The organism is Mycobacterium sp. 20KCMC460 (genome assembly GCF_022179425.1).
Taxonomy (GTDB): Bacteria; Actinomycetota; Actinomycetes; order Mycobacteriales; family Mycobacteriaceae; genus Mycobacterium; species Mycobacterium kiyosense.
Window position 1 is genome coordinate 5,846,062 of the sequence record NZ_AP025524.1, and the last position, 26,211, is coordinate 5,872,272.

General features: G+C 67.2%; 29 protein-coding genes and 4 tRNA genes. 18 read left to right on the forward strand and 15 right to left on the reverse strand.

Going from position 1 to position 26,211, the window contains the following annotated elements:
- Position 1 precedes the first annotated feature (1 nt).
- Genes MKCMC460_RS26895 through MKCMC460_RS26905 form a run of 3 tightly spaced genes read right to left on the reverse strand, consistent with a single transcriptional unit; the run spans position 2 to position 3,387 of the window.
- Complete coding sequence (locus MKCMC460_RS26895) at positions 2-1,096, reverse strand: acyl-CoA dehydrogenase family protein (protein ID WP_236978147.1); 1,095 nt, start codon at positions 1,094-1,096, stop codon at positions 2-4.
- Positions 1,083-1,988 carry an acyl-CoA dehydrogenase family protein gene (locus MKCMC460_RS26900; protein ID WP_236978148.1) on the reverse strand — a complete coding sequence of 302 codons (906 nt, stop codon included), beginning with the start codon at positions 1,986-1,988 and terminating at the stop codon, positions 1,083-1,085. Before MKCMC460_RS26900 ends, MKCMC460_RS26895 begins: the two co-directional genes overlap by 14 nt.
- On the reverse strand, positions 1,966-3,387 hold the full coding sequence (locus MKCMC460_RS26905; protein WP_236978149.1) for a class I adenylate-forming enzyme family protein: 1,422 nt from the start codon (positions 3,385-3,387) through the stop codon (positions 1,966-1,968). The genes MKCMC460_RS26900 and MKCMC460_RS26905 overlap by 23 nt, the downstream gene beginning before the upstream one ends.
- A gap of 118 nt (positions 3,388-3,505) precedes the next feature.
- On the opposite strand from MKCMC460_RS26905, the gene MKCMC460_RS26910 reads away from it, so the two are divergent.
- The 3 genes from MKCMC460_RS26910 to MKCMC460_RS26920 are packed head-to-tail and all read left to right on the forward strand — an operon-like array spanning position 3,506 to position 5,411.
- The gene (locus tag MKCMC460_RS26910; protein WP_236978150.1) at positions 3,506-3,787 is read left to right on the forward strand and encodes a 2Fe-2S iron-sulfur cluster binding domain-containing protein; all 282 of its coding nucleotides are present in this window, start codon (positions 3,506-3,508) and stop codon (positions 3,785-3,787) included.
- 13 nt (positions 3,788-3,800) lie between these two features.
- Entirely contained in the window at positions 3,801-4,109 is a 309-nt protein-coding gene (locus tag MKCMC460_RS26915; protein ID WP_236978151.1) for a DUF4286 family protein, read from the forward strand.
- A gap of 39 nt (positions 4,110-4,148) precedes the next feature.
- Entirely contained in the window at positions 4,149-5,411 is a 1,263-nt protein-coding gene (locus tag MKCMC460_RS26920; RefSeq protein WP_236978152.1) for an amidohydrolase family protein, read from the forward strand.
- Here the strand turns inward: MKCMC460_RS26920 and MKCMC460_RS26925 are convergent.
- The 4 genes from MKCMC460_RS26925 to MKCMC460_RS26940 are packed head-to-tail and all read right to left on the reverse strand — an operon-like array spanning position 5,408 to position 9,382.
- Entirely contained in the window at positions 5,408-6,442 is a 1,035-nt protein-coding gene (locus MKCMC460_RS26925) for a CaiB/BaiF CoA-transferase family protein (protein ID WP_255731035.1), read from the reverse strand. The two genes, MKCMC460_RS26920 and MKCMC460_RS26925, sit on opposite strands and share 4 nt — an antisense overlap.
- The gene (locus MKCMC460_RS26930) at positions 6,439-7,395 is read right to left on the reverse strand and encodes an LLM class F420-dependent oxidoreductase (RefSeq protein ID WP_236978153.1); all 957 of its coding nucleotides are present in this window, start codon (positions 7,393-7,395) and stop codon (positions 6,439-6,441) included. The genes MKCMC460_RS26925 and MKCMC460_RS26930 overlap by 4 nt, the downstream gene beginning before the upstream one ends.
- A complete protein-coding gene (locus MKCMC460_RS26935; RefSeq protein WP_236978155.1) occupies positions 7,380-7,805 on the reverse strand; it encodes a cobalamin B12-binding domain-containing protein in 426 nt (141 codons plus the stop codon). Before MKCMC460_RS26935 ends, MKCMC460_RS26930 begins: the two co-directional genes overlap by 16 nt.
- A complete protein-coding gene (locus tag MKCMC460_RS26940; protein ID WP_236978156.1) occupies positions 7,805-9,382 on the reverse strand; it encodes a methylmalonyl-CoA mutase family protein in 1,578 nt (525 codons plus the stop codon). The genes MKCMC460_RS26935 and MKCMC460_RS26940 overlap by 1 nt, the downstream gene beginning before the upstream one ends.
- A 207-nt stretch (positions 9,383-9,589) precedes the next feature.
- Here MKCMC460_RS26940 and MKCMC460_RS26945 point away from each other — a divergent pair, with 207 nt between their 5' ends.
- Complete coding sequence (locus MKCMC460_RS26945; RefSeq protein ID WP_236978157.1) at positions 9,590-10,063, forward strand: hypothetical protein; 474 nt, start codon at positions 9,590-9,592, stop codon at positions 10,061-10,063.
- A 251-nt stretch (positions 10,064-10,314) separates the two neighbouring features.
- A complete protein-coding gene (locus MKCMC460_RS26950; protein ID WP_370653037.1) occupies positions 10,315-11,040 on the forward strand; it encodes a cutinase family protein in 726 nt (241 codons plus the stop codon).
- A 15-nt stretch (positions 11,041-11,055) separates the two neighbouring features.
- Here the strand turns inward: MKCMC460_RS26950 and MKCMC460_RS26955 are convergent, their stop codons facing one another.
- Both MKCMC460_RS26955 and MKCMC460_RS26960 read right to left on the reverse strand, forming a co-directional pair.
- Positions 11,056-11,868, reverse strand: coding sequence for a class I SAM-dependent methyltransferase (locus MKCMC460_RS26955; RefSeq protein ID WP_236978158.1), 813 nt, complete (start codon positions 11,866-11,868; stop codon positions 11,056-11,058).
- 58 nt (positions 11,869-11,926) lie between these two features.
- Positions 11,927-12,631: a M15 family metallopeptidase gene (locus tag MKCMC460_RS26960; protein ID WP_238306052.1), complete on the reverse strand. Its 705-nt coding sequence runs from the start codon at positions 12,629-12,631 to the stop codon at positions 11,927-11,929.
- Positions 12,632-12,929: 298 nt separating this feature from the next.
- Here MKCMC460_RS26960 and MKCMC460_RS26965 point away from each other — a divergent pair, with 298 nt between their 5' ends.
- The 3 genes from MKCMC460_RS26965 (at position 12,930) to MKCMC460_RS26975 (ending at position 15,689) form a co-directional block, all read left to right on the forward strand.
- On the forward strand, positions 12,930-14,336 hold the full coding sequence (locus MKCMC460_RS26965) for a PP2C family protein-serine/threonine phosphatase (protein ID WP_236978159.1): 1,407 nt from the start codon (positions 12,930-12,932) through the stop codon (positions 14,334-14,336).
- 27 nt (positions 14,337-14,363) lie between these two features.
- Positions 14,364-14,930, forward strand: a complete 567-nt coding sequence (locus MKCMC460_RS26970; RefSeq protein WP_236978160.1) for a TetR/AcrR family transcriptional regulator — start codon at positions 14,364-14,366, stop codon at positions 14,928-14,930.
- A 108-nt stretch (positions 14,931-15,038) separates the two neighbouring features.
- On the forward strand, positions 15,039-15,689 hold the full coding sequence (locus MKCMC460_RS26975) for a heme oxygenase (biliverdin-producing) (RefSeq protein ID WP_236978161.1): 651 nt from the start codon (positions 15,039-15,041) through the stop codon (positions 15,687-15,689).
- Positions 15,690-15,881: 192 nt separating this feature from the next.
- Here the strand turns inward: MKCMC460_RS26975 and MKCMC460_RS26980 are convergent, their stop codons facing one another.
- Positions 15,882-16,163 (reverse strand): GlsB/YeaQ/YmgE family stress response membrane protein, encoded by a 282-nt coding sequence (locus MKCMC460_RS26980; RefSeq protein ID WP_236978163.1) that lies wholly within the window; start codon positions 16,161-16,163, stop codon positions 15,882-15,884.
- Positions 16,164-16,664: 501 nt separating this feature from the next.
- On the opposite strand from MKCMC460_RS26980, the gene MKCMC460_RS26985 reads away from it, so the two are divergent.
- Positions 16,665-18,302 carry a PE-PPE domain-containing protein gene (locus tag MKCMC460_RS26985; protein ID WP_236978165.1) on the forward strand — a complete coding sequence of 546 codons (1,638 nt, stop codon included), beginning with the start codon at positions 16,665-16,667 and terminating at the stop codon, positions 18,300-18,302.
- Positions 18,299-18,763 carry a protease pro-enzyme activation domain-containing protein gene (locus MKCMC460_RS31925; protein ID WP_370653038.1) on the forward strand — a complete coding sequence of 155 codons (465 nt, stop codon included), beginning with the start codon at positions 18,299-18,301 and terminating at the stop codon, positions 18,761-18,763. Before MKCMC460_RS26985 ends, MKCMC460_RS31925 begins: the two co-directional genes overlap by 4 nt.
- On the opposite strand, the gene MKCMC460_RS26990 is transcribed toward MKCMC460_RS31925, so the two are convergent.
- The 4 genes from MKCMC460_RS26990 to MKCMC460_RS27005 all read right to left on the reverse strand — a co-directional run bounded on the left by MKCMC460_RS26990 (position 18,693) and on the right by MKCMC460_RS27005 (position 19,564).
- Complete coding sequence (locus MKCMC460_RS26990; protein ID WP_236978167.1) at positions 18,693-19,097, reverse strand: hypothetical protein; 405 nt, start codon at positions 19,095-19,097, stop codon at positions 18,693-18,695. The two genes, MKCMC460_RS31925 and MKCMC460_RS26990, sit on opposite strands and share 71 nt — an antisense overlap.
- 178 nt (positions 19,098-19,275) lie before the next feature.
- Positions 19,276-19,349: transfer RNA gene (locus tag MKCMC460_RS26995), tRNA-Phe, on the reverse strand.
- A gap of 33 nt (positions 19,350-19,382) precedes the next feature.
- Positions 19,383-19,459: transfer RNA gene (locus MKCMC460_RS27000), tRNA-Asp, on the reverse strand.
- A gap of 32 nt (positions 19,460-19,491) precedes the next feature.
- Positions 19,492-19,564: transfer RNA gene (locus MKCMC460_RS27005), tRNA-Glu, on the reverse strand.
- Between the two features lie 123 nt (positions 19,565-19,687).
- Between MKCMC460_RS27005 and MKCMC460_RS27010 the strand changes: the two genes are divergently transcribed.
- The 5 genes from MKCMC460_RS27010 (at position 19,688) to MKCMC460_RS27030 (ending at position 21,988) form a co-directional block, all read left to right on the forward strand.
- Positions 19,688-19,763: transfer RNA gene (locus MKCMC460_RS27010), tRNA-Lys, on the forward strand.
- Between the two features lie 102 nt (positions 19,764-19,865).
- Complete coding sequence (locus MKCMC460_RS27015; protein ID WP_236978169.1) at positions 19,866-20,693, forward strand: TIGR04255 family protein; 828 nt, start codon at positions 19,866-19,868, stop codon at positions 20,691-20,693.
- Positions 20,694-20,841: 148 nt separating this feature from the next.
- Entirely contained in the window at positions 20,842-21,342 is a 501-nt protein-coding gene (locus MKCMC460_RS27020; protein WP_236978170.1) for a nucleoside deaminase, read from the forward strand.
- A 47-nt stretch (positions 21,343-21,389) separates the two neighbouring features.
- Positions 21,390-21,761, forward strand: coding sequence for a metalloregulator ArsR/SmtB family transcription factor (locus MKCMC460_RS27025; protein ID WP_236978171.1), 372 nt, complete (start codon positions 21,390-21,392; stop codon positions 21,759-21,761).
- A 29-nt stretch (positions 21,762-21,790) separates the two neighbouring features.
- Positions 21,791-21,988 (forward strand): zinc transporter Slc39a7, encoded by a 198-nt coding sequence (locus MKCMC460_RS27030; RefSeq protein WP_236978172.1) that lies wholly within the window; start codon positions 21,791-21,793, stop codon positions 21,986-21,988.
- Positions 21,989-22,007: 19 nt separating this feature from the next.
- Here the strand turns inward: MKCMC460_RS27030 and MKCMC460_RS27035 are convergent, their stop codons facing one another.
- A complete protein-coding gene (locus MKCMC460_RS27035) occupies positions 22,008-23,015 on the reverse strand; it encodes an oxygenase MpaB family protein (protein ID WP_236978173.1) in 1,008 nt (335 codons plus the stop codon).
- 66 nt (positions 23,016-23,081) lie between these two features.
- Here MKCMC460_RS27035 and MKCMC460_RS27040 point away from each other — a divergent pair, with 66 nt between their 5' ends.
- The 3 genes from MKCMC460_RS27040 (at position 23,082) to dusB (ending at position 26,040) form a co-directional block, all read left to right on the forward strand.
- On the forward strand, positions 23,082-23,723 hold the full coding sequence (locus MKCMC460_RS27040) for a TetR/AcrR family transcriptional regulator (protein ID WP_236978174.1): 642 nt from the start codon (positions 23,082-23,084) through the stop codon (positions 23,721-23,723).
- Positions 23,724-23,878: 155 nt separating this feature from the next.
- Positions 23,879-24,901: an acyl-ACP desaturase gene (locus MKCMC460_RS27045; RefSeq protein ID WP_236978175.1), complete on the forward strand. Its 1,023-nt coding sequence runs from the start codon at positions 23,879-23,881 to the stop codon at positions 24,899-24,901.
- A gap of 5 nt (positions 24,902-24,906) precedes the next feature.
- Positions 24,907-26,040 carry a tRNA dihydrouridine synthase DusB gene (gene dusB / locus MKCMC460_RS27050; protein ID WP_255731049.1) on the forward strand — a complete coding sequence of 378 codons (1,134 nt, stop codon included), beginning with the start codon at positions 24,907-24,909 and terminating at the stop codon, positions 26,038-26,040.
- Positions 26,041-26,211 lie beyond the last annotated feature (171 nt).

The following is a 26,211-nucleotide window of genomic DNA, read 5'->3' on the forward strand; positions in this document are numbered from 1 at the left end:
TTCAGACTCCCAATCCCAGGATTCGTGAGGCGATGATGTTCTTCTGTATCTGTGACGTGCCGCCCATGACGCTTTGCGCGCGGCTGTAGAGGTAGGCGCTGAGCAGGTCCGGGTCGCGGGTGCCGCCGACGGCCAGCGCGGCGTGCCCGACGGACTGTTCCACCCAGGTCATCAACAACTTGTCCAGCGAACCTTCCGGGCCGTGCGACACACCGTCGAGTTGTTCGGACAGCCGCCGGCGCACGTGGTGGGTCAGCATCTGCGCCTGCACCGCCGCCCACGCCACATCGTCGTCCACTTCCCCTTGGCTACGGTCCACCAGCTGCGCCACCAGTTTGTTGTATCGCGCGGCGTAGCCCAGCGTGGACGGTTCACGCTCGTGCCCGACGACGGTCATCGCGACCGCCCAGCCGTCGCCGGGGGCGCCCACCATCCGATCCGCGGGCACCCGGGCGCCGTCGAAACTCACCTGCCCGAATTCGTTGGTGACGCCGTTGATCATCTGCAACGGCCGTTGTTGCACCCCATCCTGTTTCATCGAGATGACGAACGCGGAGATGCCGCGGTGCCGCTTGGCGACCGGGTCGGTGCGCGCCAGCAGCAGGCACCAGTCGGCGACGTCGGAGTAGCTGGTCCAGATCTTGTGGCCGTGGATCACGTACTCGTCGCCGTCCGGCCTGAGGGTGGCGGTGGTGGTCAGCGACGCCAGGTCCGATCCCGCGCCCGGCTCGCTGAAGCCCTGACACCAGCGTTCGGTGCCGTTGATGATGCCCGGCAGGAACCGTTGCCGCAGTTCGTCGCTGCCGTGCCGGCCGATGCCGATCACCAGGTAGCCGACGCTGGGCCGCGGCGGGGCACCGGCGCGCGCGATCTCCTCGTCGACGATGACGTCGTAGACCGGCGGCAGCTCCCAACCGCCGTACTCCCGCGGCCACGACAAACCGAAGAACCCCTCCTGGTAGAGGGCCCGATGCCAGTCCGCCTGGCGCGCCCAGTACTCGTCACCGGAGCCGCCGAACTCCTTGGCGTGCAAGGCAAGCCACGACCGCAGCCGTTCCCGGAACTCCGCCTCCTGCGGTGAGTCACGAAAGTCCACGGCCGACCTCCCTCAAAGTGACCGGCCACAGCTCGGTCGACGTCAGGGCCCGGCGCAGGTACACGTGCACCAGGCATTCCCAGGTGTTGCCGATCCCGCCGTGCACTTGGATGGCGGTCTCGCACACGGTTCTGGCGGCGCGGGCACAGTAGACCTTGGCCACCCGCGCGGCCTGGACGGCCTCGGTTGGTTCCAGTTCGTCGACGGCCCACGCGGCGTGGCGCAGCACGCTCACCGAACCCTCGATGAGCGCCAGGGATTCGGCCAGCAGGTGGGCGATCGCCTGATACGACCCGATCGGTTTGCCGTACTGCTCGCGGATCTTCGCGTAGTCGCAGGCGACGGCGTGTGCTCCGCGCGCGGCACCGACCAGGTCGGCGGCCGTGGCGACCAGCGCCAGCGCTCGCCACCGCTCGGCGGCTTCGGCGGACACCTCGCCCAGCGGCGTCGGCGACCCGGTGAGCCCGACGCAGGACCGGGTCAGGTCGGCGCCGTCGGCGTCCGCACCGAGGTCGCAGGCCAGGACCGTGGTGCCCGAAAGCGTAACGGCGCGTTGGTAACCGCGGGCGTCGATGGCGCGATCGTCGACGGCCACGGTGGCCTGGCCGGCGCCCGAGTCGAGATGGCGGGTCAGGTCGTCGGCCAGCACCGGGCCCAGGAACGGGGCGTCGACGAGCCGGCGTCCGAATTCCTCTGCGACGATGGCAACTTCGACGCCCGAGGCGTCATCCGAGCGCAGCGACCGCCATCCGGTCAACTCGATCTGCTTGTCCAGCCGGGCGATTCGGCTCTGGTCGGCCAGGTCTCCCACCGCGCCCGGCCCGAGGTCGTCGGCCAGCTTCGCGGCGGCGTCGCGCAATTGCTGCTGTTCAGCCGTCAGACGTACATCCATAGCTCTCCTTGAGCACTCTGCGTAACACCTTGCCCGAGGGCAGGCGGGGAATATCGGGCACGAACACCACCCGGCTCAGCCTTTTGTAGGACGCCAGCTTCGCGTCCACCCGCGCACTGAGTTCCGCGGCGAGTTCGGTGTCGTCGAACGCGGCTTGCGTGCCCTGCCTGGCGATGGCGGCCACCACCGCCTCGCCGTTGACACCGTCGGGAACGCCGAAAACAGCGCAGTCCCGCACCGCCGGATGGCCGTGCAGCACCGTCTCGATCTCGGCGGGCGCGACCTGGAAGCCGCGCACCTTGACCATCTCCTTGAGGCGGTCGGTGATGCGCAACCAACCGTCGCCGTCGAGGTGGCCGACGTCCCCGGTTCGGTACCAACCGTCGTGCAACACCTCGGCGGTCGCCTCGACCGGCAGGTAGCCGGCCATCAGGGAGTCCGACCGCGCCTGGATCTCGCCGACCTCGCCGGGCCCGACCGGCTCACCCGTCTGCAGCGACACCACCCGCACCTGCACCCCGGACACCGCGCGGCCGACCGAGTCCAGCCGGGGCGCCTCGATCGGGTTGCACGCGATCACCGGCAACTCGGTGGTGCCGTACGCCGGAACCCACCGAACGCCGGTGCGCCGGGTGACCGTCTCGGCGACGGTGGCGGTCACCGGCGTCGCACCCCACATGAAATACCGCAACGACGAGAGGTCGTAGGACTCCAGGCCGGGGTGCGAGGCGATGGCCAGCGCGATCGGCGCCACGGCCATTTCGACTGTGATGCGGTCTGTTTCGATGTGCCGCAGCATCCGGTCGACATCGAAGCGGCGGTGCAACCGCACCCAGATGCCGGTGCGCAACGCGGTCAGGATGTTCAGCAGACCGAGGATGTGCGACGGCGGGGTGGCGACCTGGATGCGGTCTCGGTAGCTCAACCCGAGCGCGTCGCGCCAGTGCCGCACGGCCGCATCCAGCGACGCGTGCGTGTGCCGCACGGCCTTCGGCAAGCCGGTGGTGCCGGAGCTGAACACCAGCACCGCGTCGCCGCCGGGCGGCACGGCGCCGGCGGTGTCACCGGGGTCGATCGGTTCGTCCAGGTGCAGCATCGGCATCAGTCCGGCCAGGACCGGGTGGTCCCCCACGGCGTCGGTGGGTCCGGTGAGCGCGACGGCGTGCTCGACCTCAGTGCGCTTCCAGGCCGGGCTGACCAGTACCGCCGCCGCACCGAGGCGCCAGATCGCCAGCACGGCGGCGACGAACTCGGGCCGGTTGGACGACATGACCGCCACCCGGTGGCCTGGACCTACCCCCCGTTTGCGTAAAGCGGCGGCCAGCCCACCGGTCAGCGCGTCGAGTTCAGGCAGGCTGAATTGCTGCTCCTCGAACACGAGCGCGGCCGGCTCGGTCACGTCCCGCCCTCCTAGCTGCCTGAGAGAAGATACTATCGCTAGGTGAGAATAGTATTCTCTATACTGAAGAACGCAAAGTACGCAGCAATGGTGGCGACCCGGTGGTAGATAGGCGGTCATGACGGAGCTGGGCACGGTAACGATTCATCTCGACCGTAAGAAAGTCACGGTGCCGCTGGTTCCCGGCGAAACACTGCTGGAGAGCGCGCGCCGCGCCGGGCTGGAACCACCGTTCAACTGCGAGGCCGGCAACTGCGGCACCTGCATGGCCAGGCTGACCGAAGGCACCGCGACGATGCGGACCAACGACGCCCTCGACGACGACGAGGTCGAGGACGGTTACATTCTGACCTGCCAGGCCGTACCGGACGCGGCACCGATCACCGTGCTGTACGAGTAACCAGGAGGCGACGATGGCAAAAGGCATCATCTACGTCGAGACGTACCCCAGTTCGCCGGACCGCGAGCAGGAATACAACACCTGGTACGACGAGGTCCACCTGGGCGAACTCGTCGCACTCGACGGCATCGTCTCGGCACGCCGGTTGCGGCCGGTCAACGGCGAAGGTCCTTACATCGCCCTCTACGAGATCGAGGGCGACGACCTCGAGGCCGTGCTGCGCGGTATGAGCGGCGCAAAGCTGACCATGTCCAGTGCGCTGCAACTCGATCCGCCGCCGATTCCGCGGCTGCTGGAGACCATCACGGAGCACCACGGCTGACCGGGTCAGCTCGGGCCGCTGCGCGGAAAGGACTGCTCGATGAAGGATGACGACCTGATTCTGGTGAGCATCGACGACCACGTGGTCGAACCGCCGGACATGTTCCGGCGGCACGTGCCCGCCAAATATCGAGACGAAGCCCCGATCGTCGTCACCGACGACAAGGGTGTGGACCAGTGGATGTACCAGGGCAGGCCGCAAGGGGTGAGCGGACTGAACGCGGTGGTGTCCTGGCCGGCCGAGGAATGGGGCCGCGACCCAGCCGGTTTCGCCGAGATGCGCCCCGGTGTCTACGACGTCCACGAACGCGTCCGGGACATGAACCGCAACGGAATCCTCGCGTCGATGTGCTTCCCGACCTTCACCGGATTCTCGGCCCGGCACCTCAACATGACGCGCGAGGACGTCACCCTGGTGATGGTGTCGGCCTACAACGACTGGCACATCGACGAGTGGGCCGGGTCCTATCCCGACCGGTTCATCCCGATCGCGATCCTGCCCACCTGGACGCCCGAGGGGATGTGCGCCGAGATCCGCCGGGTGGCCGCCAAGGGCTGCCGAGCGGTCACCATGCCGGAATTGCCGCATCTGGAAGGACTTCCGAGCTATCACGACGAGGACTACTGGGGACCCGTGTTCCGCACCCTGTCCGAGCAGAACGTGGTGATGTGCCTGCACATCGGCACCGGGTTCGGCGCGATCAGCATGGCGCCCAACGCGCCGATCGACAACCTGATCATCCTGGCCACCCAGGTCTCGGCGATGTGCGCCCAGGACCTGTTGTGGGGCCCCGCCATGCGCAACTATCCGGACCTGAAATTCGCCTTCTCCGAAGGCGGTATCGGCTGGATCCCGTTCTACCTGGACCGCAGCGACCGCCATTACACCAACCAGAAATGGTTGCGCCGCGACTTCGGGGACAAGCTGCCCAGCGACGTCTTCCGGGAGCACTCGCTGGCCTGCTACGTCACCGACAAGACGTCGCTGAAGCTGCGCCACGAGATCGGCATCGACATCATCGCCTGGGAGTGCGACTATCCCCACTCGGACTGCTTCTGGCCGGACGCCCCGGAGCAGGTGCTGGCCGAGCTGAACGCGGCCGGTGCCGACGACGCCGACATCAACAAGATCACCTGGGCCAACGCCTGCCGGTTCTTCGGCTGGGACCCGTTCGCCCGAACCCCGCGCGAGCAGGCGACGGTTCAGGCGCTGCGCGCCAAGGCAACCGACGTGGACGTGTCGATCCGGTCGCGGGCCGAGTGGGCACGGCGCTACCGGGAAAAGCAGCTCGAGACGCTTTAGCTTTGCGGCAACTCCGGCGGCGGCCGGTACTCGGGTTCGTACCCTGAGACGTGAATGGGGCTGCCGACCAACCGGAATTCGCCCGCTCGCACCACCACTTCCGGAGTGGCTTCCAGCGCCTCGGGCAGGGTCCGCACGGCGGCCGCCGGAACACCGAGCGGACGCAGTCGTCGTTCCCACCCGACGGCACTGTCGGTGGCCAGCATCGCGGTGACGACGGCGAGTACTTCGTCGCGGCGGGCGACCCGCTCGGCCATCGTCTCGAAACCTCCGATGCCGGCTTCGGCGGCGAAGGATTTCCAGAATCCGTCGTGCGTGATGAACAGCGCCAGATAGCCATCGGAGGTCGGAAATAGTTGCGCGGGAACGTAATACGAGTGAGCACCGTACGGGCGGCGCTGCGGTTCGATGCCGCTGTTGAGATAGGCCGAGGCATGGTAGTTCAGCTGCGACAGCATCACGTCGCGCAGCGACACATCGACCTGGCCGCCGGTGCCGGAGATGATCTTGGCCAACAGCCCCAGTGCCGCGGTCATTCCGGTGGAGTTGTCGGCCGATGAATAACCGGGCAGGGTGGGCGGACCGTCCGGGTCACCCGTCAAGGCGGCGGTGCCGACGCCGGCCTGCACCACGTAGTCGAACGCCGGGTCGTCGCCACCGTACAGACCGAAGCCGGTGATCGCCACGCAGACGATCTGCTCGTTGTGCCGCTTCAACTCGTCGTAGGTCAACCTCAGCCGGCGGATGGCCGACGGCTTCAAATTGACCAGCAGCGCGTGCGAGTCGGCCACCAGTTCGCCCAATCGCCGTTGTCCCGCATCGGAATTCAAGTCCAGTACGATACTGGACTTGTTGCGGTTGAGGCTGGCGAAGTAGGTGGCGCCAACGCTGCGGGATATCTCACCGCCGGGCGGCTCGATCTTGGTGACCTCGGCACCGAGGTCGGCCAGCAGCATAGTCGCGTACGGGCCCGCCAGCATGGTGCCGACCTCGAGGATGCGTATCCCCGACAGCGGCCCGGCTCCGGTCACCGCAGCTCCCTGGCGAGTTCGGCGATCATCTCCCGGGTCCGGCGCTTGGACGCGACGAGTTCGTCGCGGTTCTCGCCGATCGGCAACAACCGCACCGACAGATCTGTCACACCGGCGTCGGCGAAACGTCGCATCCGCGCCAGGATCTGTTCCGGGTCACCGGCCGCGCACAGGTCGCCGACGTCGCGGGCGTCGCCACGCTCGAGCAACCGCTGATAGTTGGGCGACACCTCGGCCTCGCCCAGGATACGGTTGGCCCGCTCTTTGGCCTCGTCGACTTGCGAAGGCGCACAGAGGCATACCGGGATACCCGCGACGATGCGCGGCGCCGGGCGGCCGGCGTCCGCGGCGGCCTTGGTGATCTTCGGCGCGATGTGCTCGCCGATGGCGCGTTCGTCGGCCATCCACAACACGGTGCCGTCGGCCAGTTCGCCGGCCAGCTGCAGCATCACCGGACCCAATGCGGCGACCAGCACCGGCATCGGCGTGTCGGCTCCGATCGCCAGCGGGTTGTGCACGGTGAACGAATCATTCTCGACGTCAACGGGTCCCGGCCCGGCGATAGCGGCATTGAGCACCTGCAGATAGTCGCGGGTGTACGCGGCCGGCTTCTGGTACGGCAGGCCGAGCATGTCCCGGATGATCCAGTGGTGCGACGGCCCGACACCGAGCGCCAACCGGCCGTCGGCCACCGCGTGCGTCGAAAGTGCCTGGCGGGCAAGGGCAATCGGGTGTTGGACCTGCAGTGGAACCACTGCGGTGCCCAGCTCGATGCGCGAGCTGTGCGCGGCCATCAAAGTCACCATGGTCAGGCAGTCGAAGTCGTTGGGCACCTGCGGCATCCACGCCGTGTCCAGGCCCGCCGATTCGGCCCACTCGATATCGGAGACCAGCTTGGCCACCTTGCGGGCCATGTCGCCGCGCTCGGCGCCGATCATCACTCCGATACGCACGGTTCCTCCTGTGCCGGTTCGGCCGTGCCGGTCAGTTGGCGGATCTCGCGCACCAGTGCATCCAGCGGCGTGCCGGTCGGAAACACCGCTGCCGCACCGGCTTCCAGCAGCTTGGGGACGTCGGCGTGCGGAATGGTGCCACCCACCACCACGGCGATGTCGCCGGCGTCGGCGGCGCGCAGCGCCTCGATGGTGCGCGCGGTCAGGGTCAGGTGGGCACCGGACAGGATGCTCAGGCCGACCACGGCCACGTCCTCCTGGACCGCGATCGACGCGATGTCCTCGATGCGCTGCCGGATGCCGGTGTAGATGACCTCGAAGCCGGCGTCGCGCAGGGTGCGGGCGACGATCTTGGCGCCGCGGTCATGTCCGTCCAGACCGGGCTTGGCCACCAGGATGCGGGCGGTCATCAGAACACCACCGGCTGCTGGAATTCGCCCCAGACCGCCTTGAGCGTGGAGACCATTTCGCCCACCGTGCAGTACGCGTTGGCGCAGTCGATCAACTTGTGCATCAGGTTGTCGTCTCCCTCGGCGCTGCGGGCCAGCGCGGCCAGGCTGGATTGCACTGCGCCGCTGTCCCTTTCGGCCTTCACCTTGGCCAGGCGCTTGAGCTGCAGATCGCGGCCCTCGGCGTCGAGTTCGTAGGTGGCGATGTCGGGTTCGGGTTCCTCGGAGACGAACCGGTTGACCCCGACCACCGGCTTGGCGCCGCTCTCGATGTCCTGGTGCATGCGGTAGGCCTCGTCGGCGATCAGGCCCTGCAGATAGCCGTCTTCGATCGCGCTGACCATGCCGCCGTGAGCCTCGAGGTCGGCCATGATCTCGATGATGCGGGCCTCGGTGGCGTCGGTGAGCGCCTCGACGAAGTACGAGCCGCCCAGCGGGTCGGCGACCTGGGTCACCCCGGTCTCATACGCCAGCACCTGCTGGGTGCGCAGCGCCAGGGTGGTGGACTCCTCGGAGGGCAGCGCGAACGGCTCGTCCCAAGCGGCGGTGAACATCGATTGCACGCCGCCCAGCACCGCCGCCATCGCCTCGTAGGCCACCCGCACCACGTTGTTCTGCGCCTGCGGTCCGTACAGCGACGCCCCGCCACACACGCAGCCGAACCGGAACATCGACGCCTTGTCCTTGCTGGACCCGTAGCGTTCCCGCACGATCGTGGCCCAACGCCGCCGTCCCGCACGGTATTTGGCGATCTCCTCGAAGAAGTCGCCGTGGGTGTAGAAGAAGAACGAGATCTGCGGTGCGAACTCGTCGATGCTCATCCGGCCGCGTTCCACCACGGTGTCGCAGTAGGTGACACCGTCGGCCAGCGTGAAGGCCATCTCCTGCACCGCGGTGGCCCCGGCGTCGCGGAAATGCGCGCCGGCCACCGAGATGGCGTTGAACCGGGGCACCTCGGCGGCGCAGAACTCGATGGTGTCGGCGATCAGCCGCAGCGACGGTTCCGGCGGCCAGATCCAGGTGCCGCGGGAGGCGTATTCCTTGAGGATGTCGTTCTGGATGGTCCCGGTGAGCTTGGCGCGCGGTATCCCCTTCTTCTCGGCAGCGGCGACGTAGAACGCCAGCAGGATCGCCGCGGTGCCGTTGATCGTCATGCTGGTGCTCAGCTTGTCCAACGGGATGCCGTCGAACAGGATCTCGAAGTCGGCCAGGGTGTCCACCGCGACACCCACCCGGCCGACCTCCTCGCCGAAGTCCGGATCGTCGGAGTCGTAACCGCATTGGGTGGGCAAGTCGAGCGCGACCGACAGGCCGGTACCGCCCTGGTCGAGCAGATAGCGATAGCGCCGGTTGGACTCCTCGGCGGTGCCGAAGCCGGAGTACTGCCGGAAGGTCCACAGCTTGCCCCGGTATCCGGACGCGAAATTGCCCCGGGTGAAGGGGAACTCGCCGGGCGGCGGCGGCTCGGTGTGTCGGTCCCCCGGGCCGTACACCGGCGCGAGCGGTATGCCCGATGGGGTCTGGGCTGCGTTATTCATCGGTGAATAACGTACTTGCAAAAAAAGAGAATGCCAATACCAGTAGGTTGACCTGGCGAAATGCCCCGCCGCGACGGGTTTGGGAACCCTTTGCGGCGTTGATTCTGCGCTGGGGGCGCGGTGGTCTCGTACTTTTGCGCCCTGGACGCAGGATCGACGCGTGGCGCCGGTTTCGACCCGGCGCCGGTTTTGACACAATTGCCCCTCGTGGCTGACGAGTCCGATCGCGTGCGCAACGGGAGCCTGCCAATCGTCGGGAACCTGTTGCGCCGGCAGCGACGGGAAGCCGAACGGGCCCTGCACGGGCTCGTCGACACCGTCGTGCGGGACGGCAAGAGCCTGGAGAGACTCGTGCGGCGGATCAACATGGACGCGATCATCGCCCGGTTGGACATCAACGGCATTGTCGCGCGCATCGACCTCGACGCATTCCTTGCCCGGCTGGACATCAACACCATCGTGCAGCGGCTCGACGTCGACGCCATGCTGGCCCGCCTCGACATGCAGGCCATCGTGGATCGGCTCGACGTCGACGCGATGCTGGCCCGCCTGGATATGGACGCCATCGTCGCCCGAGTCGACCTGGACGCCCTCTTGGCGCGACTGGACCCTGCCGCGCTGGACGCCCTGGCCGCCAGAGTCGACCTGGCAAAGCGGGAAAATCGCCCACAAGACTTGTGAACATGGCCACACCTACTCGTGCCGACGGGCGTCGAGGCCCAATCTGAACACCACCGGTCACCCGCCGAAATGACTGCGTGCGCCCCGTATTGCCGGCCTGCTCGGCCGGGGTCGTCGGCGCTGCACCGGCCCGACCCGTGTTTTAAGCTCACCGAGTTGCCTTGCACAGCGTGGGCCCGGAACAAATCGCGGCGCCACGAGTTCGTACTCGGCGAATTCCCTGCATACCCTCTCAAACGAAAAGAGTTAGCGTGCGCCGCACCGGTTCTCCCGCCCCGTCGGTTCAGCGGACGGCTCGTTGGCTGGCGGCGGCTTCCGTTTCCGTCGCGGCCCTGCTGACGCCGGTGCCGGGCGACGTCGCGCGGGCCAACGCCGATCCCGGGTGCCCGGATGTCAAAGTGGTATTCGCGCGCGGGACGTTCGAGGCGCCCGGCATCGGGGCCACCGGACAGGCGTTCGTCGATGCCCTCAGCGCCCGACTGGGAGGCAAGAACGTCGCAGTCGAACCCGTCGACTATCCGGCATCGCTGGACTTCGGCAGGGCGGTCGACGGAGTCGCCGATGCCAGCACCAAGGTTGAGGCCACGGCGGCGAATTGCCCGAGGACCAAGATTGTGCTGGGTGGCTATTCCCAAGGTGCGGCCGTCGCCGCCTACACGACGGCCGACTCCGTTCCGGACGGTATTTCGCTGCCCGACGGGATAACCGGGCCGATGCCGCCCGCGGTCGCCTCCAACGTGGCCGCGGTGGTGCTGTTCGCGGCTCCCTCAGACGCGTTCCTGCACTTCGTCGATCACAGCGCACCGCCGATCAACATCGGTCCGCTCTACGCCGCCAAGACCCTGCAACTGTGCGCCGACGGAGATCCGGTGTGCTCCCCGGGCGGCCGGGACCGCGCCGCGCACAGCACTTACCGCGACAACGGCATGGCCAACCAAGCCGCCGAGTTCACCCGCAACGCCATCGTTTCCGCCTGACGTAATCACGTATCGTCATGCGCGGCAGAGGATTTCGCCGTGCGGGATGGCCAGCCAACCGTCCGGGTCGGCGGCCCACGCTCGCCATGCCGCCGAGATCTCCTCGAGCTCGGCGCCGGTGGCCAGGCCGGAATCCGCCAGTTGGCCTCCCAGATCCGAATGCAGGATCCGGTCGGCCCACATGCCGCCCCACCACTGTCGGGTGTCCTCGGTTGCGTAACACCACATGCTGGCACCGGCGGTGATGTCGGTGAAGCCGGCTCGACGGGCCCACGACAGCAGGTGCCGCCCGGCATCCGGTTCGCCGCCGTTGTGCCGCCCGGCTTGTTCGTAAAGGTCGCGCCAGCGATCCAGTGGCGCAAGCCGCGGATACCAGATGAACCCGGCATAGTCGGCGTCCCTGGCGGCGACGATTCCGCCCGGTGCGCACACCCGCTTCATCTCGCGCAGCGCCTGCACCGGGTCGGCCACATGCTGCAGCACCTGATGGGCGTGCACGACGTCGAAGGCGCCGTCGGGCAGGTCGAGCGCATGCACGTCCGAGGTCAGGAACGTGACGTTGGTCAGACCTCGCGACCGCACCTCGGCGTGGGCAAGACTGAGCGCATCGTCGGTCTGCTCGACGGCCGTCACCAGGCCGGGCGCGATGCGGGCGGCGAAGTCCGCGGTGATGGTGCCGGGGCCGCAACCGATGTCGAGCAGGGAGATGCCAGGCCGCAGCTGCGGCAACAGGTACCCCGCGGAGTCCTCGGCGGTGCGCCGCCGGTGGCTGCGCAACACGGACTCATGATGACCGTGGGTGTAGGTGGCCCGAGGTTGCTCCGTCATGCGCCCAGGCTAACGCTTATCTCACATTTTGGGTTATTCGTCTCGAATCATGAGACGCTTAGTCGACCGGGACGTTCAGGATGGGGCGCTGCACCCCGGCGCCGCGACCGTCGAAGTGCCACCACTCCCCCGCGTACACCGACAGCCCGCCGTACTGCATCGCCTCACGCAGCCGAGCCCGATTCGCGTAGGCGGCGGCACTGACATCCTGGGTGGCGAAAGCCTTTGCACGGTCGGTGAAGTCGTCGAAATCCGTGCCCATATCGGCCAGGCAGAAATACCCCGCCCGGCGTTCGGTAGGACACGGTTGCTGCGAGCTGGTGAAGGTCACATCCACCGAACGCCCGGCCTCGTGGCTGGTCGCGTACGGGCCCGGGCGCGCCACCCAGGCCGGATTCGGCACCACCTGATACATCTTCACCTGGACCTCGTGCGGCCGATAGCAGTCCCAGAAGACCAGGAACTGCCCTTGCGGTCGCAGCGCCGCGGCGGCGGACTCCAGTCCGTGCGCCATCGACTGGTGCACCAAACAACGCGCGTCGGCGGGGTAGAGCTGAGTGTGGGTGAAATTGTCGGTTGTGGCGTAGCGCAGATCGATCACGGCATCGGGAACCACGCTGCGCACGTCGACGAAACCCGCCGCGGCGGCGTCGGCACTCACCGGGGGGACGCTGGGACTGAGCGCCACCGTGGTACCCACCGGCCGGACCGACGGCCCGGCCACCTGCCAACGCGCACCGCACGCAGCGACCGCACCCACCATCCAGGCGATCAGCAAGACCGACAACGCACGACGCATGGACGTCATTGTCCCGTCGCGAGCGCCGCGGACGCGGAACGCCACGACCGGGCGTCAGCGAATCCGGTCCGGCGCCGGCTGCAGGACAGCCCCGGCGATCTGGGCGGCCGGCTCGACGCCGAGCAGGCCCGCAACCCTGCTGGGAGTTCGTTCCACGGCCTGACAAGCGGCGTTCGGACTATAGTCGGGCGCATCGGGCTGTTGGTTTTTTCTGTCAGATTCCGGCGCGGAGTGAGCCATCATTTCCAGAAATAGTTTTGCCGTGACCGCCGCCGAGACGGCCCGCGTGCAGGCATTCGAGCGGTACCGCTTGCACGAAACATCGCCCGACCCGGTGCTCGGGCGAATCGCCGCGCTGGCGGCGCGACTCTTCGGTGTGCCAATGGCGCTGGTGTCGGTCGTCGGTGGAGACCGCAGCTGTTTTCTGGCCACCCACGGATTGGCAGGCGCCCCACCGGCCGCCGGCGCCGAAGGCTTGGCAGCAAGCATTGGCGTGGCCGGTCAGGCGGCCTCGGTCGAGGACGCCCTCACCGATCCGCGTACCGCCGGCAATGTGTTCGTCCAAGAACGCCGGATCCGCTTCTATGCGCAGGCACCGATCACGACCGCCGACAACCATCGACTCGGCGCCGTGGCGGTGTTCGACACCGAGGCCGGTGCCGCCAGCGAAGAACAACTGGGTCTGCTCGGCGATCTCGCCGCCCTGGTGATGGCTCAGCTGGATAGCCGGCTGTCGTCGCTGGACGACCTGCGCACCGAGCGGCGGCAACGGGACGCGGCCGAATTCGCGCGCGACGACGCCCGGCACGACCGCGACGCAGCACAGCTGGACCGCGACGATGCCCGTCGCGCACGCGACGATGCCCAGCTGGACCGCGACGACGCGATCCGCACTCGGGACATCGCACAGCACACCCGCGACGTCGCGGAGCACGAACGGGATCTGATCACGCAGTATGCGAACGTCCTGCAACGGACCCTGCTGCCACCTTCACTGCCGGAGATCGACGGGCTCGAGCTGGCCGCGCACTACTATCCGGCATCGCCACGGCAGGTCGGCGGCGACTTCTACGACGTCTTCGCCCTCGGTGACAACCGGTGGGCGTTCTTCATCGGCGACGTCGAGGGCCATGGCGCGGAAGCCGCCGTGGCGACGTCGCTGATCCGCTACACGCTGCGCGCCACTGCGCTGCACTTCGCCGATCCCACCGACGTGCTGGCCGAACTCAACACGGCGTTGCTCCGCGAGCTGGACCCGCGGCGATTCTGCACGGCACTGTTCGGGAACTTAGAACCCGACCCCGACGGCCAGGGTTTCGACGTCACCATCGCCACCGGCGGTCATCCTCCGGCGCTGCTGCTCAACCCCGGCAACGGCAGCGCGACACAAGTCCGCTCCGCCGAAGGAATGCTGGTCGGGATGACACCCAAAGCCACCTTCAACTCGTGCCGGGTTCGGCTGCGAGCGGGCCAGACGTTGCTGTTCTACACCGACGGCATCATCGAATCCCGCCAAGCCAGTCCACCGTTCGACGAGGCCAGTCTGGCCGAGTTCGCCGTCGAACACGCCGGCCTGGGCGCCGCCAGCCTGATCGACCGGTTCGTCACCCTGGTTCCCAAGTTGCATCCCGACGACGACATAGCCCTGCTGGCGATCGGTGCCCACTAAAACCTGTTGTCGGCGTTAGAGTCGCGTGTGCCTAAGATCAGCGCCTCGTCGGTGGAGGAGCACCGCGAGCAGGTCCAGCGACGAGTATTCGAGGCGTTCGCCACCCTGATGGCCGAGCAGAGCTTCGACGCCATCACGATGGCCAAACTGGCGGCGGCCGCCGACATCGGCCGCACCGCGATCTACCACCATTTCGCCGACAAAGAAGCGGTGGTGGTCGCCTTCGCGTCGCACGAGACCAGCCGCTACATCGACGGGCTGCGTGGTGACCTGGCCGACGTCGACGACCCGGTGGAACGGCTGCGGATCTACATCCGGCATCAGCTCGGCGCCGGCGAGCAGTTCCACATGGGGCTCGGGCCGCAGCTCTACGGCGCGCTGTCACACGACACGATGCGCGCCATCCGCGACCACGTGGTGGCCATCGAGGACGTGCTGCGCGAGATCCTGGCCGACGGCGTGGCCAGCGGGCAGTTCGTGATCGAGGACGAGGCCGCCACCATGTCGTTGTTGCACGCCTGCCTTGCGCCGCGCGAATTGCCGGTCGCAGCCATCGAGCGGTTTATCCTGCGCGCGCTCGGGGCACGACCTTAGGGCACGACATCCGCCGCAGGCTGTGCTATCTTTTCTGACACGTTGTCAGTATCGTTTTGACACGTTGTCAGAGTTGTTGGAGCAGAGGCCGAATACCCGGGAGTAAACGTGTCACTCAGCGCAGCCGAGGCCGTGCGACCCTTCTCCGTGGCGATGAAAGAAGGTTCGACCGCCGAGCACGAAGCCGCCGAACACTCGCCCTACGTGTCTGAGTTGCTGTCCGGTCGGGTCAACCGGCAGGGCTACGCCGACTACCTGCTACGGCTCCGGGTGATCTACCAGGCACTCGAGGAAGCCGTGCGGGCGCACCGTGACGACCCGCTGGTGGCCGCCGTCTACGACCCGGCATTGGAGCGTCTGGCCGCAATAGATGCCGACCTGGAGTACTGGGCACCCGGCGCCGGGCACCAGGTGGACTCCCCCGCCGCCCGCGCCTACCGCGACCGGCTCGCCGCAGCGTCCTGGGGCGGCGCGCTGGTGGCGCATCACTACACCCGCTATCTCGGCGACCTGTCCGGCGGGCAGGCCATCGGCAAGATTCTGGACCGCACCTTCGGCCTGGACGGCGCCGGCCTGTCGTTCTACGAGTTCCCGATGCGTCCCAAGCCGTACAAGGACGCCTACCGCGCCCGCCTGGACGGCCTGGACCTCGACGCCGAGCAGATCGACCGTGCCGTCGACGAGGTCAAGATTGCGTTCAACCTCAACCAGGCCCTGTTCAACGAACTGGCGGAGAACCTGCCGGCCTATCGGAGCTGATCCGTCACAGACTCGGGCGTAACGCCGCTGGAAGATACCCCTCAATTTTCTCAGCGGCGTTACGCTCGTTCCGCCGTTCTGGGCTGAGTTACGCTGGCCCGCAATGACTTTGAAGATTTCGTCGGGCGTTCACCGCATAAAGCCGCCGCCGACGGTGATCGTCGGCGGCGGGCTTTGTTTCGAGGGGGACGATCAGTGCGGCAACCGGGTGCGCCGGCGACCGGTGACCGCTTCGTAGATCGCGATGAACACGATCGCCACCGCGATACCGACGAAGAAGGGCACCCAGGCGACGCCGCCGTTGGCGTTGGAGTAGCCGAATTGCGCGGCCACCGCCGAGCCGACCAAACCACCGAGGGCGCCCAGTACCACCGTCATGATCATCCCGATGTTCTGTTTGCCGGGCATGACGAGGCGCGCCACCACGCCAATCACCGCGCCGACGATGAGGGAGAGGATTATTGCTCCGATCATTTTGGATCTCCTTGTCCTGGCGGGCGCCTGATCGGCCCCGTCTGCGACAACGGATTCCCCAATTCGTGCAGCCCTAACACGTCCCGAAGCGTCATTTACCCGTTGGTATGAAGGCGTTTAGCTGACCGTGACCGCGGGTAGATCGAAGGGGCGTTCGACGCACGTTCACTAGGAGGTCTCGCCGTGAGCACCAATGCCTGCCCCGCATGCGGCTACCCCACGCTGGAGCCTGTGCTGTGTGCTTTCTGCGGTCCTGACGCCATGTTTGCCGGAGACCAAGTGTTCGGATCCATCTCGCCGGTCGCAGCGCTGCGCGGCAGTTCGCTTGCCGGCGTTGCGGACGTTCGCTCGGTCGCGGCGCTACACCCCACGCTCGGACCCGCCGCATAGTCGGCGAGCGCTTTCGAATCCTGCTGCGGCACCTGTGAATCGGCTGATTCTTCGCGGGTGAACATCGTGTTCGACTGCGCGTGACCGGCTGGGCGTGGCAGCCTGCTAGGCGTGCTCACGACGCAATTGCCGGCACTGACAGCAGCGGCCACCGACGTGGCCGCCATCGGTTCTACAGTCCGTGCGGCCACCTCGACCGCGGCCCGCGCCACCACCGGGCTGGTGGCGGCCGCCGCCGACGAGGTATCCGAGGCCATCGCAGGCCTGTTCAACGCGTATGCCGTGGAGTGCCAAGCGGTCCTGCGCCAGCTCGCGGCGTTGCAAGCCGAGTTCGGCCAGGCGCTGGCCGCATCCGGCGCCGCGTACGCCGGCACCGAGTCCGCCAACCTGAGCGCCCTGGCCGCGGACCCGACCGTCACCTTCGTGATGGCCGGCAGCGGCACGCCGACACCGTCGTCGCAGTTCGTGGCCGACGTCGTCAGCCGCTACCTCACCCCCAATTTCCCGGCCGGAATCATCCAAGCGCTGACGCTGCCGGCCGGGGAATACCCCGACAGCGGAATCAAGGACCTCACCCAGGCGGTGTCGCTGTCGCGCGGCGTGACGATCCTGAACAACGCGGTCCAACAGCAACTCGCACTCGGCAACAGCGTCAACGTGCTGGGCTATTCGCAGAGCGCCAACATCGCCTCACTGCTGATGCAGCAGTTGGACCCTTCCGGGACTCCCAGCTCGTTACCGATAAACTTTGTGCTGCTTGGCAATTCGATGAATCCCAACGGCGGCTGGGACGCACGCTTCCCCGGTTTGAGTCTGCCGACCCTGGGCTTCAGCACGCTGGGCGCGGCGCCCACCAACAGCTTCCACACCATCTCCTACACCCTCGAATACGACGGCTGGGCGGACTTCCCGCGCTACCCGATCAATATCGTGTCCGACCTCAACGCGCTGTTCGGGATGGTCACCGTGCACGGGACCTACGACAGCCTGACCGCCGCGCAGCTCGCCTCGGCGGTCATGTTGCCCACGGCCGGGTCCACCATGACCACCTACTACATGATTCCCAGCCAAAACCTGCCGCTGCTGGAGCCGCTGCGGTACCTCCCGGTGGTCGGCGACCCGCTGGCCGACCTGATCCAGCCGGTGCTGCGGCCATTGGTGAACTGGGGCTACGGCGACCCGAACTACGGCTGGTCCACCGGGCCGGCCAATGTGCCCACCCCATTCGGCTTCCTGCCGCCGCTGAGCGACACCATGGCACTGGGTCCGGCGATGCTGGCTGGGATCCCGGCGGGAATCACGGCCGCTGTCAACGACATTCAGGGGATCGGCATGCCGTCGTTCGGTTCGCTCGGGTCGCTCGGGTCGCTGCTGTCGGGGACCGGAGCCCTGACCCTGCCGAAGGTGCCGATGTCGATCCCGGACCTGCTGGCGGGGCTGCAGATGGCGAACACCCAGATCATCGGTGGCGCCACGACGGCCGTCTCGACGGCCTACGCGACTCTGCTCCCGACCGCCGACATCGCCACGGCGGCACTGGTTTCGCTGCCGTCCTACGACCTGAACCTGTTCCTCGGCGGCATCAGCCAGATGGTGACCGGACAACCGCTGCAGGGGCTGCTCAACGCGCTCGGCGACCCGATCGCGGCGAACTTCGGCCTGCTGCCGTTCCTGGGCGGTCTGGAACTCACGGTGCTGGCCGAGGCGGCCGATTCGATCGTGACCGGGACGCCGTACCCGAGCCCGTGAGGAACGCCACTTACGGTGCGTCGCCATCGGAGATCGACAGAGTCGCGGATCATGCTGAAAGCCAAGGTCTTACGATCGTCGACACCTGCATCGCGCGGCGGACCGTGTGGGCTACCGGGACAGTCGAACAGATGCAGAACGCGTTCGGCGTCCGACTCAACCACTACCAGACGGCCGAACAGACCTATCGCAGCTACGAGGGGACCGCGACGGTGGACTCGACCGTCGCCGAATTCATCGAGGGCATCTACGGGCTCGATATCAAACGCACCCTGCAGCGCATCAAGCTGCGAAAGGGTGTGCGGCCGATTGTTTCACGTGGCCGGCCGACCGGGCATACCGTCCGCTGGCGCGAGGACCTCTGGTGCAGAGCAAATCGGCTCCACCTCGTTACGCGCTGGGCTGGCCGAATTCGAACCGGACCTTTTGCGGGTCGGCGGGATCAACCTGTACCGGGATAGTCGCGCCGACCTGGACGCGGGGCACATGGATAAGGTCGATGTCCCGCTCAACGTCGACGTCATAGGGTTGGCGGCCAGCGATTTCCACCCTGAGGCCAAGCCGGACCGTGAGCCGACGGTACTGATGCTCGTCGCCGCCGCCACCTACTTGCTTCACCGATAGAACCCGCGCCGTCCCCGTCAGCGCGGTACCGCGAATTTCGGGATTCCGTCGCTTCCTGTCCCGTACGAAGATGAAAGCCAGCAGGGCGAGGATGATCGGTCCGTAGACGTACGGATGATTCAGGAAGTGGCCGACCCGCGGCACTATCCCCAGGGCGTGAGCGACTTCCATTGCCGCACGCTAGCACCGGTTTCACCGCTACCGATCCCAAACTGAGCCAGTGCCCGGGGTGCTGAAAGTCGACCGTGGAAACGGTCGTCAGGTCTGCCGCTGAGAGGTCGGAGGCCGGGCCCATCCGGCCACCCGGAGCACTAGGTACAGACGGGTGCTGACAGCAGTTGATACAGGGTGGCCAGGGGCGGGATCGAACCGCCGACCTTCCGCTTTTCAGGCGGACGCTCGTACCGACTGAGCTACCTGGCCGGAAGCCGGCAGGCAGCGTGTGCCTCGCCGTGCTGGCGACCCTGACGGGACTCGAACCCGCGACCTCCGCCGTGACAGGGCGGCGCGCTAACCAACTGCGCCACAGGGCCTTGCTGCTGCCCCGCGCGATCCGCGGCGCAAGTACCCCCTACGGGATTCGAACCCGCGCTACCGCCTTGAAAGGGCGGCGTCCTAGGCCGCTAGACGAAGGGGGCCAGAACCGAATCTCTCCGGGGCACTCGCAACGAGATCAACGTTGGGAGCCAAGCCAGCTTAGGGCACCCCGGCCCCAATCCTCAAACGAGGGCTACACCGGCAGGCAGTATCCTGAGTCTCCCGCCCCTATAGCTCAGTTGGTAGAGCTACGGACTTTTAATCCGCAGGTCGTAGGTTCGAGTCCTACTGGGGGCACCAGCCGAGCGTCATTTGAGCACGTGTCGGGCCCCTTCGGGGAGCAATCGAGCACCAATCGGGGCAGTCCTTTTCAATGCCGCCCGCTTGGTTATGCTCGCGGCTATGCTTCCCGACGTGAATCAGGCTGACCAACCCAACGCCCCCGTAGCCCTGGTGACGCTCGAAATCCGTCACCCCGCAACAGACTCGCTCACCGAAACGGCAAACCGCGAACTCAAGCAGCTCCTGCTCAACGATCTGCCGATCGAGCGCCAAGCCCAGGACGTCCAGTGGGGCGTGACCGCCCCCGGCCAGCCCCCCCAGCCGGTTGCCGACCGCTTCGTGCGCTTCTCCAACCGCGACAACACCACGGCCGCGTCGCTGAAGAACCAGGCGATCGTCGTCGAGACCAGCGCGTACACCAACTTCGACTCCTTCCTGGACATCGCGATGCGGGTGGTCGACGCCCGCGCCGCGGTCTCGTCGATCGTGGGCGTCGAGCGCATCGGCCTGCGCTACGTCCTGGAGGTCCGGGTGCCCCCCGGCGTCGACGGCCGCATCGAGTGGAGCAACTGGATCGACGACAGCCTGCTCGGTCCGCAGCGCCTGGCTCCCAGCGGCCTGGCCCTGACCGAATGGCAGGGCGCCGCGGTCTACCGCGAGGCACAGCCCGGCAAATCGCTGATCGTGCGGTACGGCCCGGGTGTCGGCCAGGCGCTGGACGCCAACTACCACCTGCGCCGGGTGACCCCGCCGGCAACCGGTCAGTTCTTCCTGATGGACCTCGACAGCTTCTGGACCCCGCCCACCGGGGCGATTCCGGAGTACAGCCGCGAAGCGCTGGTGTCGACCTTCCGGGACCTGTACGCCCCGGCGCAGACGGTGTTCCAGGACATGCTGACCACGCGGCTCAAGGACGAGCTGCTGCGCAATTCCAGCACCACCAACTAACCCTCGGGCACCGCGCTGGTGCGATGACTTCGGCGAAGGCCTCAGCGACTTCGTCGTTGGGGTGGCCGAGGTCGTTGAAGGCGCGCAATCGTCGCGCAGGCCGGCGGACACGGTTCGGCGCTCGGTGGTCGGGACTACCCTGCCAGCTGTGACCGACTTCGCCCAGCGCACCATCGACCTGGCCCGTCGCAACGTCGCCGAAGGCGGCCGGCCGTTCGCGACCGTCATCGTCAAGGACGGGGCGGTACTGGCCGAGAGCGCCAATAGGGTCGCCCAGACCAACGACCCCACCGCGCATGCCGAGATCCTGGCGATCCGCGCGGCGTGCACGAAGCTTGGCACCGAGCACCTGGTCGGCACCACCATCTACGTCCTGGCCCATCCGTGTCCGATGTGTCTGGGCTCGCTGTACTACTGCTCACCCGACGAGGTGGTGTTCCTGACCACCCGCGAGGCCTACGAGCCCCACTACGTCGACGATCGCAAGTACTTCGAGCTGGCCACGTTCTACGACGAATTCGGCAAAGACTGGCGGGACCGACGGCTGCCGATGCGCCACGAGCCGCGCGACACCGCGGTGCAGGTCTACCGGTTGTGGCAGGAGCGTAACGGCGGCGACCGCGCCGCGACCCGGGTCCCGCCCGGCTGAGACCCCGGCCTTGACACCCGGACCCGCCTGTTAACTATTATCTGCGCATGCATGCAGATAACAAGCTACGGCGCCTGCCGCCGGACCAGGTCGCGTTGGTGGTCGAGGTCTTCCGCATGCTCGCCGACGCCACCCGGGTGCAGGTGCTGTGGTCGCTGTCCCACCATGAGATGTCGGTGAACGAGCTCGCCGAACACGTGGGCAAGCCCGCCCCCTCGGTCTCCCAGCACCTGGCCAAGCTGCGCATGGCACGGCTGGTGCGCACCCGCCGGGACGGCACCACGATCTTCTACAGCCTGGAAAACGATCACGTGCGCCAACTCGTCATCGACGCCGTCCACAACGCCGAACACGCCGGCCCCGGCGTCCCCCGTCACCACCGCGGCGCGGACGGGCTGCACGCCGTCAGCGAAAAATGAAGTGGCACAACCTTATAGAGGAGTCAGAAATGTCAGAGCACAGCCACGACGCCCCCCACGCGCACGAACACCAGCACGGCGGCGTATCCCACAGCCACCCCCACACAGCTCATGACCACGACCACGTGGTGCACGAGCACACCCACACCCATGACGACGGCACCCAGCACACCCACCAGCACGTGCACCAGTCCGGCCTGGAAGCCACGCACAGCCACCCGCATTAGGTAGGCCGGCGCCTCGGCGTCAGACCGTGGGGCAGTAATGCATCGGGTTGTCCCGCTCGTCCAGCGGCGGCAAGTTGCGCGCCGGCGTCTGCGGCAGCGGTGCGTCGGCGGGGATCCGACCCCTGACGCGATCCAGGCCGGCCCGGGGCCGCGGATGCTTGCGGTACCGTCGCGGCACGAAGGTGAAGACCACCCGCACCAGGTCTCCGAACCGGCGGTGCAACCATTCGTCGCGCGCGGACCAGCTGTAGCCCATCAGGTCTCGGACCGGCTGGTCGTAGAGACCCACGGTCAGCCAGACCATGAACGGGGCGAGCAGCTTGCGCTGGGCGGCCCACAGCCGATCGGGAATCCAGCTCGCGAACGGCGGCTGCGGCAGTTCGGAGAGGTCGAGTACGGCACGCGCGGCGTAGTTGTTCTCCAGCACGTTGCGGCACATGTGGTCCCAGTACTGCTGGAACTCCTCCCACGAGCCCGGCACCGGGCGCATGCTCATCCCATACATCCGGTACCACTGCACGTGCTCGTCGAAGAGCTGGCGCTTCTCCGCCTCGGTCAGACCTCCGCAGAACCGTTCGGCAACCAGGATGGTGCCGACGAAAAAGGTGGCGTGCGCCCAGTAGAAGACGTCGGGGTTCAGCGCGTGGTAGCGGCGGCCCTGCGCGTCGACGCCCTTGATGGTGACGTGATAGTCACGCACCTCCGCGGCGGTCGCCGGGGCCCGGTCGCCGTCGAACACCACCCCGCCGATCGGGTACAGCGAACGCATCAGCCGCGGCCAGCGCTCCCGGAAAAACGTCGAATGCTCCTCGACCGCGGCGCCCAGCTGCGGATGCATGTTCTGCATCGATCCCGCCCACGGACCCTGCAGCATGCCGCGCCAGTCACCGAAGTACTTCCAGGTCAACGATTCCGGCCCGAGCGGCACCGGTGGAGCGTCGTATCCCAGCGGCGATACCGGGCAGCCGCCGGCGACGGTGTCCTCGGTGGTGGTCATCGGGCAGGCAGCGGACGTATCTTGGGTCACTGGTAGCTTTCCTCGGTGTTCAGCATTTTGACTACAAGCGTTGTCAAATCGATCTTAGGAGCAGAAGTGCAGGCGGGTCAACGACGGGGCCGCTGGTCGGGCGTCCCCTTGCAGGACCGCCACGCCCTGCGCCGCGACGATCTGCTCGCCGCGGGTGTGCAACTGCTCGGCAGCGAAAACGGCCCGGCCCTCACCGTGCGCGCGGTCTGTCGCCAAGCCGGACTGACCGAGCGGTACTTCTACGAGAGCTTCACCGACCGCGAGCACTTCGTCCGCGCGGTCTACGACGACGTCTGCACCCGGGCGATGAGCACCCTGGCCTGCGCGAAGACACCACGCGAAGCCGTCGAGCAGTTCGTCGCGCTGATGGTCGACGACCCGGTGCGGGGCCGGGTGCTGCTACTGGCGCCCGCGGTGGAGCCGATATTGACCCAGTCCGGCGCCGAATGGATGCCGAATTTCATCGAATTACTGCAGCGCAAGCTGTCGCGGATCGTCGACCCGGTGGTGCAGAAACTGGTCGCCACCAGCCTGATCGGCGCGCTGACCGGGCTTTTCACGGCTTACCTGAACGGGCAACTCGGGGCCACCCGCGAGCAGTTCATCGACTACTGCGTCGAGATGCTGCTCAGCAGGGCCACCAGCTACGTCCCGCAGCCGGAGCATGGCGGCATCGAAATTCCCGTCGGTGCCCGCCCGCACGATTGACACCGCGAGCTGCCGGGCACCCTTTTCGGACAGCGGCCCATCAGGGCACACACCGTAATAATGGCGTAATACGCCACACCGCGACCAAACTTGATGCTACCGGTAGACACAGATATTCTGACTGCTACCCAAAGACACAGATAACTGGAGGGGCTATGTCAGCGGAGCTGACCAACCTGCAGCTTTTGCACGAGCTCGAGCCGGTCGTCGAGAAATACATCAACCGGCACGAAAAGATGCACAAGGACTGGAACCCGCACGACTACATTCCGTGGTCGGACGGCAAGAACTTCTACGCCCTCGGTGGCCAGGATTGGCATCCCGAGGAGAGCAAGCTGTCCGACGTCGCCCAGGTGGCGATGGTCCAGAACCTGATGACCGAAGACAACCTGCCGTCCTACCACCGCGAGATCGCGATGAATTTCGGCCTGGACGGCCCCTGGGGCCACTGGGTCAACCGGTGGACCGCCGAGGAGAACCGGCACGGCATCGCGCTGCGCGACTACCTGGTGGTGACCCGCGCGGTCGACCCCTACGAGCTGGAGAAGCTGCGAATCGAGGTGATCAACCGCGGCTTCAGTCCCGGCCAGAACCACCAGGTCCGCGAAGATCTGTTCGCCGAGAGCCTGTTCGATTCGGTCATCTACGTCACCTTCCAGGAGTTGGCGACCCGGATCTCGCACCGCAACACCGGTCGCGCCTGCAACGAGACCATCGCCGACCAGATGCTGGCCAAGATCTCCGCCGACGAGAACCTGCACATGATCTTCTACCGGGACGTCAGCGAAGCCGGCTTCGACGCAGCGCCCAACCAGGCGATGAAGTCGCTGCACAAGGTGCTGCGCAACTTCCAGATGCCCGGCTACCAGGTGCCGGAGTTCCGGCGCAAGGCCGTGATGATCGCCGTCGGTGGGGTCTACGACCCCCGCATCCACCTCGACGACGTCGTGATGCCGGTGCTGAAGAAGTGGCGCATCTTCGAGCGCGACGACTTCACCGGTGAGGCGGCCGCACTGCGTGACGACCTCGCTCTGCTGATCAAGGAACTGGAGACCACCTGCGACAAGTTCGAGGTGTCCAAGCAGCGCCAGCTCGACCGGGAAGCCCGCACCGGCAAGAAGACCACCGCGATGGAACTGCACAAAACCGCCGGCACGCTGACGATGAGCCGCCGGTAGCGGTCTTGCGCATCGGTCCGATCACGCTGGCCAGCCCGGTGGTGCTGGCGCCCATGGCCGGCGTGACCAACGTCGCATTCCGCACGCTGTGCCGCGAGCAGGAGCAGGCCAAGGTCGGCACGGTCAGCGGCCTGTACGTCTGCGAAATGGTCACCGCCCGCGCGCTCGTCGAGCGCCACCCGGTGACGATGCACATGACGACGTTCGCCCCGGACGAATCGCCGCGGTCGCTGCAGCTCTACACCGTCGACCCCGACACCACCTACGCCGCGGCCAAGATGATCGCCGACGAAGGCCTGGCCGACCACATCGACATGAACTTCGGCTGTCCCGTGCCCAAGGTCACCAAGCGCGGCGGCGGCGCCGCGCTGCCCTACAAACGTCGGCTGTTCGGCCAGATCGTCGCCGCGGCAGTGCGCGCCACGGCAGGGACCGACATCCCGGTGACGGTCAAGTTCCGCATCGGCATCGACGACGAGCACCACACCCACCTGGACGCCGGACGCATCGCCGAGGCCGAGGGTGCGGCCGCTGTCGCGCTGCACGCCCGCACAGCCGCCCAGCGCTACTCCGGGACCGCCGACTGGGACCAGATCGCGCTGCTCAAGCAGCAGGTCCGCACCATTCCGGTGCTGGGCAACGGCGACATCTACGACGCCAGCGACGCCCTGGCCATGATGGCCGCCACCGGATGCGACGGCGTGGTCATCGGCCGCGGCTGTCTGGGTCGGCCGTGGCTTTTCGCCGAACTGTCGGCCGCGTTCACCGGCAGCCCGGCACCCGTCCCGCCCAACCTGGGCGAGGTCGCCGACATCATCCGCCGGCACGGCGAGCTCCTGAGCCAGCACTTCGGCGAGGACAAAGGGATGCGCGAGATCCGCAAGCACGTCGCCTGGTACCTGCACGGGTTCCCGGCCGGCTCCGAGCTGCGGCGCGGATTGGCGCTGGTCAAGACGCTCGCCGAGCTCGACGAACTGCTGGCCAAGCTGGACCGCGACGTGGCGTTCCCGGTGGCCGCCACCGGCCCACGCGGCCGGCAGGGCTCGCCGGCGCGGGTCTGCCTGCCCGAGGGCTGGCTGGACGATCCCGACGACTGCAGGGTGCCCGAGGGCGCCGACGTGATGCACTCGGGGGGCTGATCCGCAAGGGGCAGTGGCCGAACCGAAACGGTCTCGAAATCGCGTCTCGGCCGACTAGTCAGTACGATATGAGCCTTACTGCTATTCTGCGGCGCCGATCGACGCGCTGCTGCGTTTACCTGCGCGCATCTACACGCACGCGACTGTTGGAGGCCAGTAGGACATGAGTGA

What these genes read in the sequence shown, in the direction of transcription:
- MKCMC460_RS26900 (WP_236978148.1), bottom strand. Translation starts at nt 1,988, where the DNA reads ATGGATGTACGTCTGACGGCTGAACAGCAGCAATTGCGCGACGCCGCC.
- MKCMC460_RS26910 (WP_236978150.1), top strand. Translation starts at nt 3,506, where the DNA reads ATGACGGAGCTGGGCACGGTAACGATTCATCTCGACCGTAAGAAAGTC.
- MKCMC460_RS26915 (WP_236978151.1), top strand. Translation starts at nt 3,801, where the DNA reads ATGGCAAAAGGCATCATCTACGTCGAGACGTACCCCAGTTCGCCGGAC.
- MKCMC460_RS26920 (WP_236978152.1), top strand. Translation starts at nt 4,149, where the DNA reads ATGAAGGATGACGACCTGATTCTGGTGAGCATCGACGACCACGTGGTC.
- MKCMC460_RS26935 (WP_236978155.1), bottom strand. Translation starts at nt 7,805, where the DNA reads ATGACCGCCCGCATCCTGGTGGCCAAGCCCGGTCTGGACGGACATGAC.
- MKCMC460_RS26940 (WP_236978156.1), bottom strand. Translation starts at nt 9,382, where the DNA reads ATGAATAACGCAGCCCAGACCCCATCGGGCATACCGCTCGCGCCGGTG.
- MKCMC460_RS26955 (WP_236978158.1), bottom strand. Translation starts at nt 11,868, where the DNA reads ATGACGGAGCAACCTCGGGCCACCTACACCCACGGTCATCATGAGTCC.
- MKCMC460_RS26960 (WP_238306052.1), bottom strand. Translation starts at nt 12,631, where the DNA reads ATGGTGGGTGCGGTCGCTGCGTGCGGTGCGCGTTGGCAGGTGGCCGGG.
- MKCMC460_RS26980 (WP_236978163.1), bottom strand. Translation starts at nt 16,163, where the DNA reads ATGATCGGAGCAATAATCCTCTCCCTCATCGTCGGCGCGGTGATTGGC.
- MKCMC460_RS26990 (WP_236978167.1), bottom strand. Translation starts at nt 19,097, where the DNA reads ATGGAAGTCGCTCACGCCCTGGGGATAGTGCCGCGGGTCGGCCACTTC.
- MKCMC460_RS27015 (WP_236978169.1), top strand. Translation starts at nt 19,866, where the DNA reads ATGCTTCCCGACGTGAATCAGGCTGACCAACCCAACGCCCCCGTAGCC.
- MKCMC460_RS27025 (WP_236978171.1), top strand. Translation starts at nt 21,390, where the DNA reads ATGCATGCAGATAACAAGCTACGGCGCCTGCCGCCGGACCAGGTCGCG.
- MKCMC460_RS27030 (WP_236978172.1), top strand. Translation starts at nt 21,791, where the DNA reads ATGTCAGAGCACAGCCACGACGCCCCCCACGCGCACGAACACCAGCAC.
- MKCMC460_RS27045 (WP_236978175.1), top strand. Translation starts at nt 23,879, where the DNA reads ATGTCAGCGGAGCTGACCAACCTGCAGCTTTTGCACGAGCTCGAGCCG.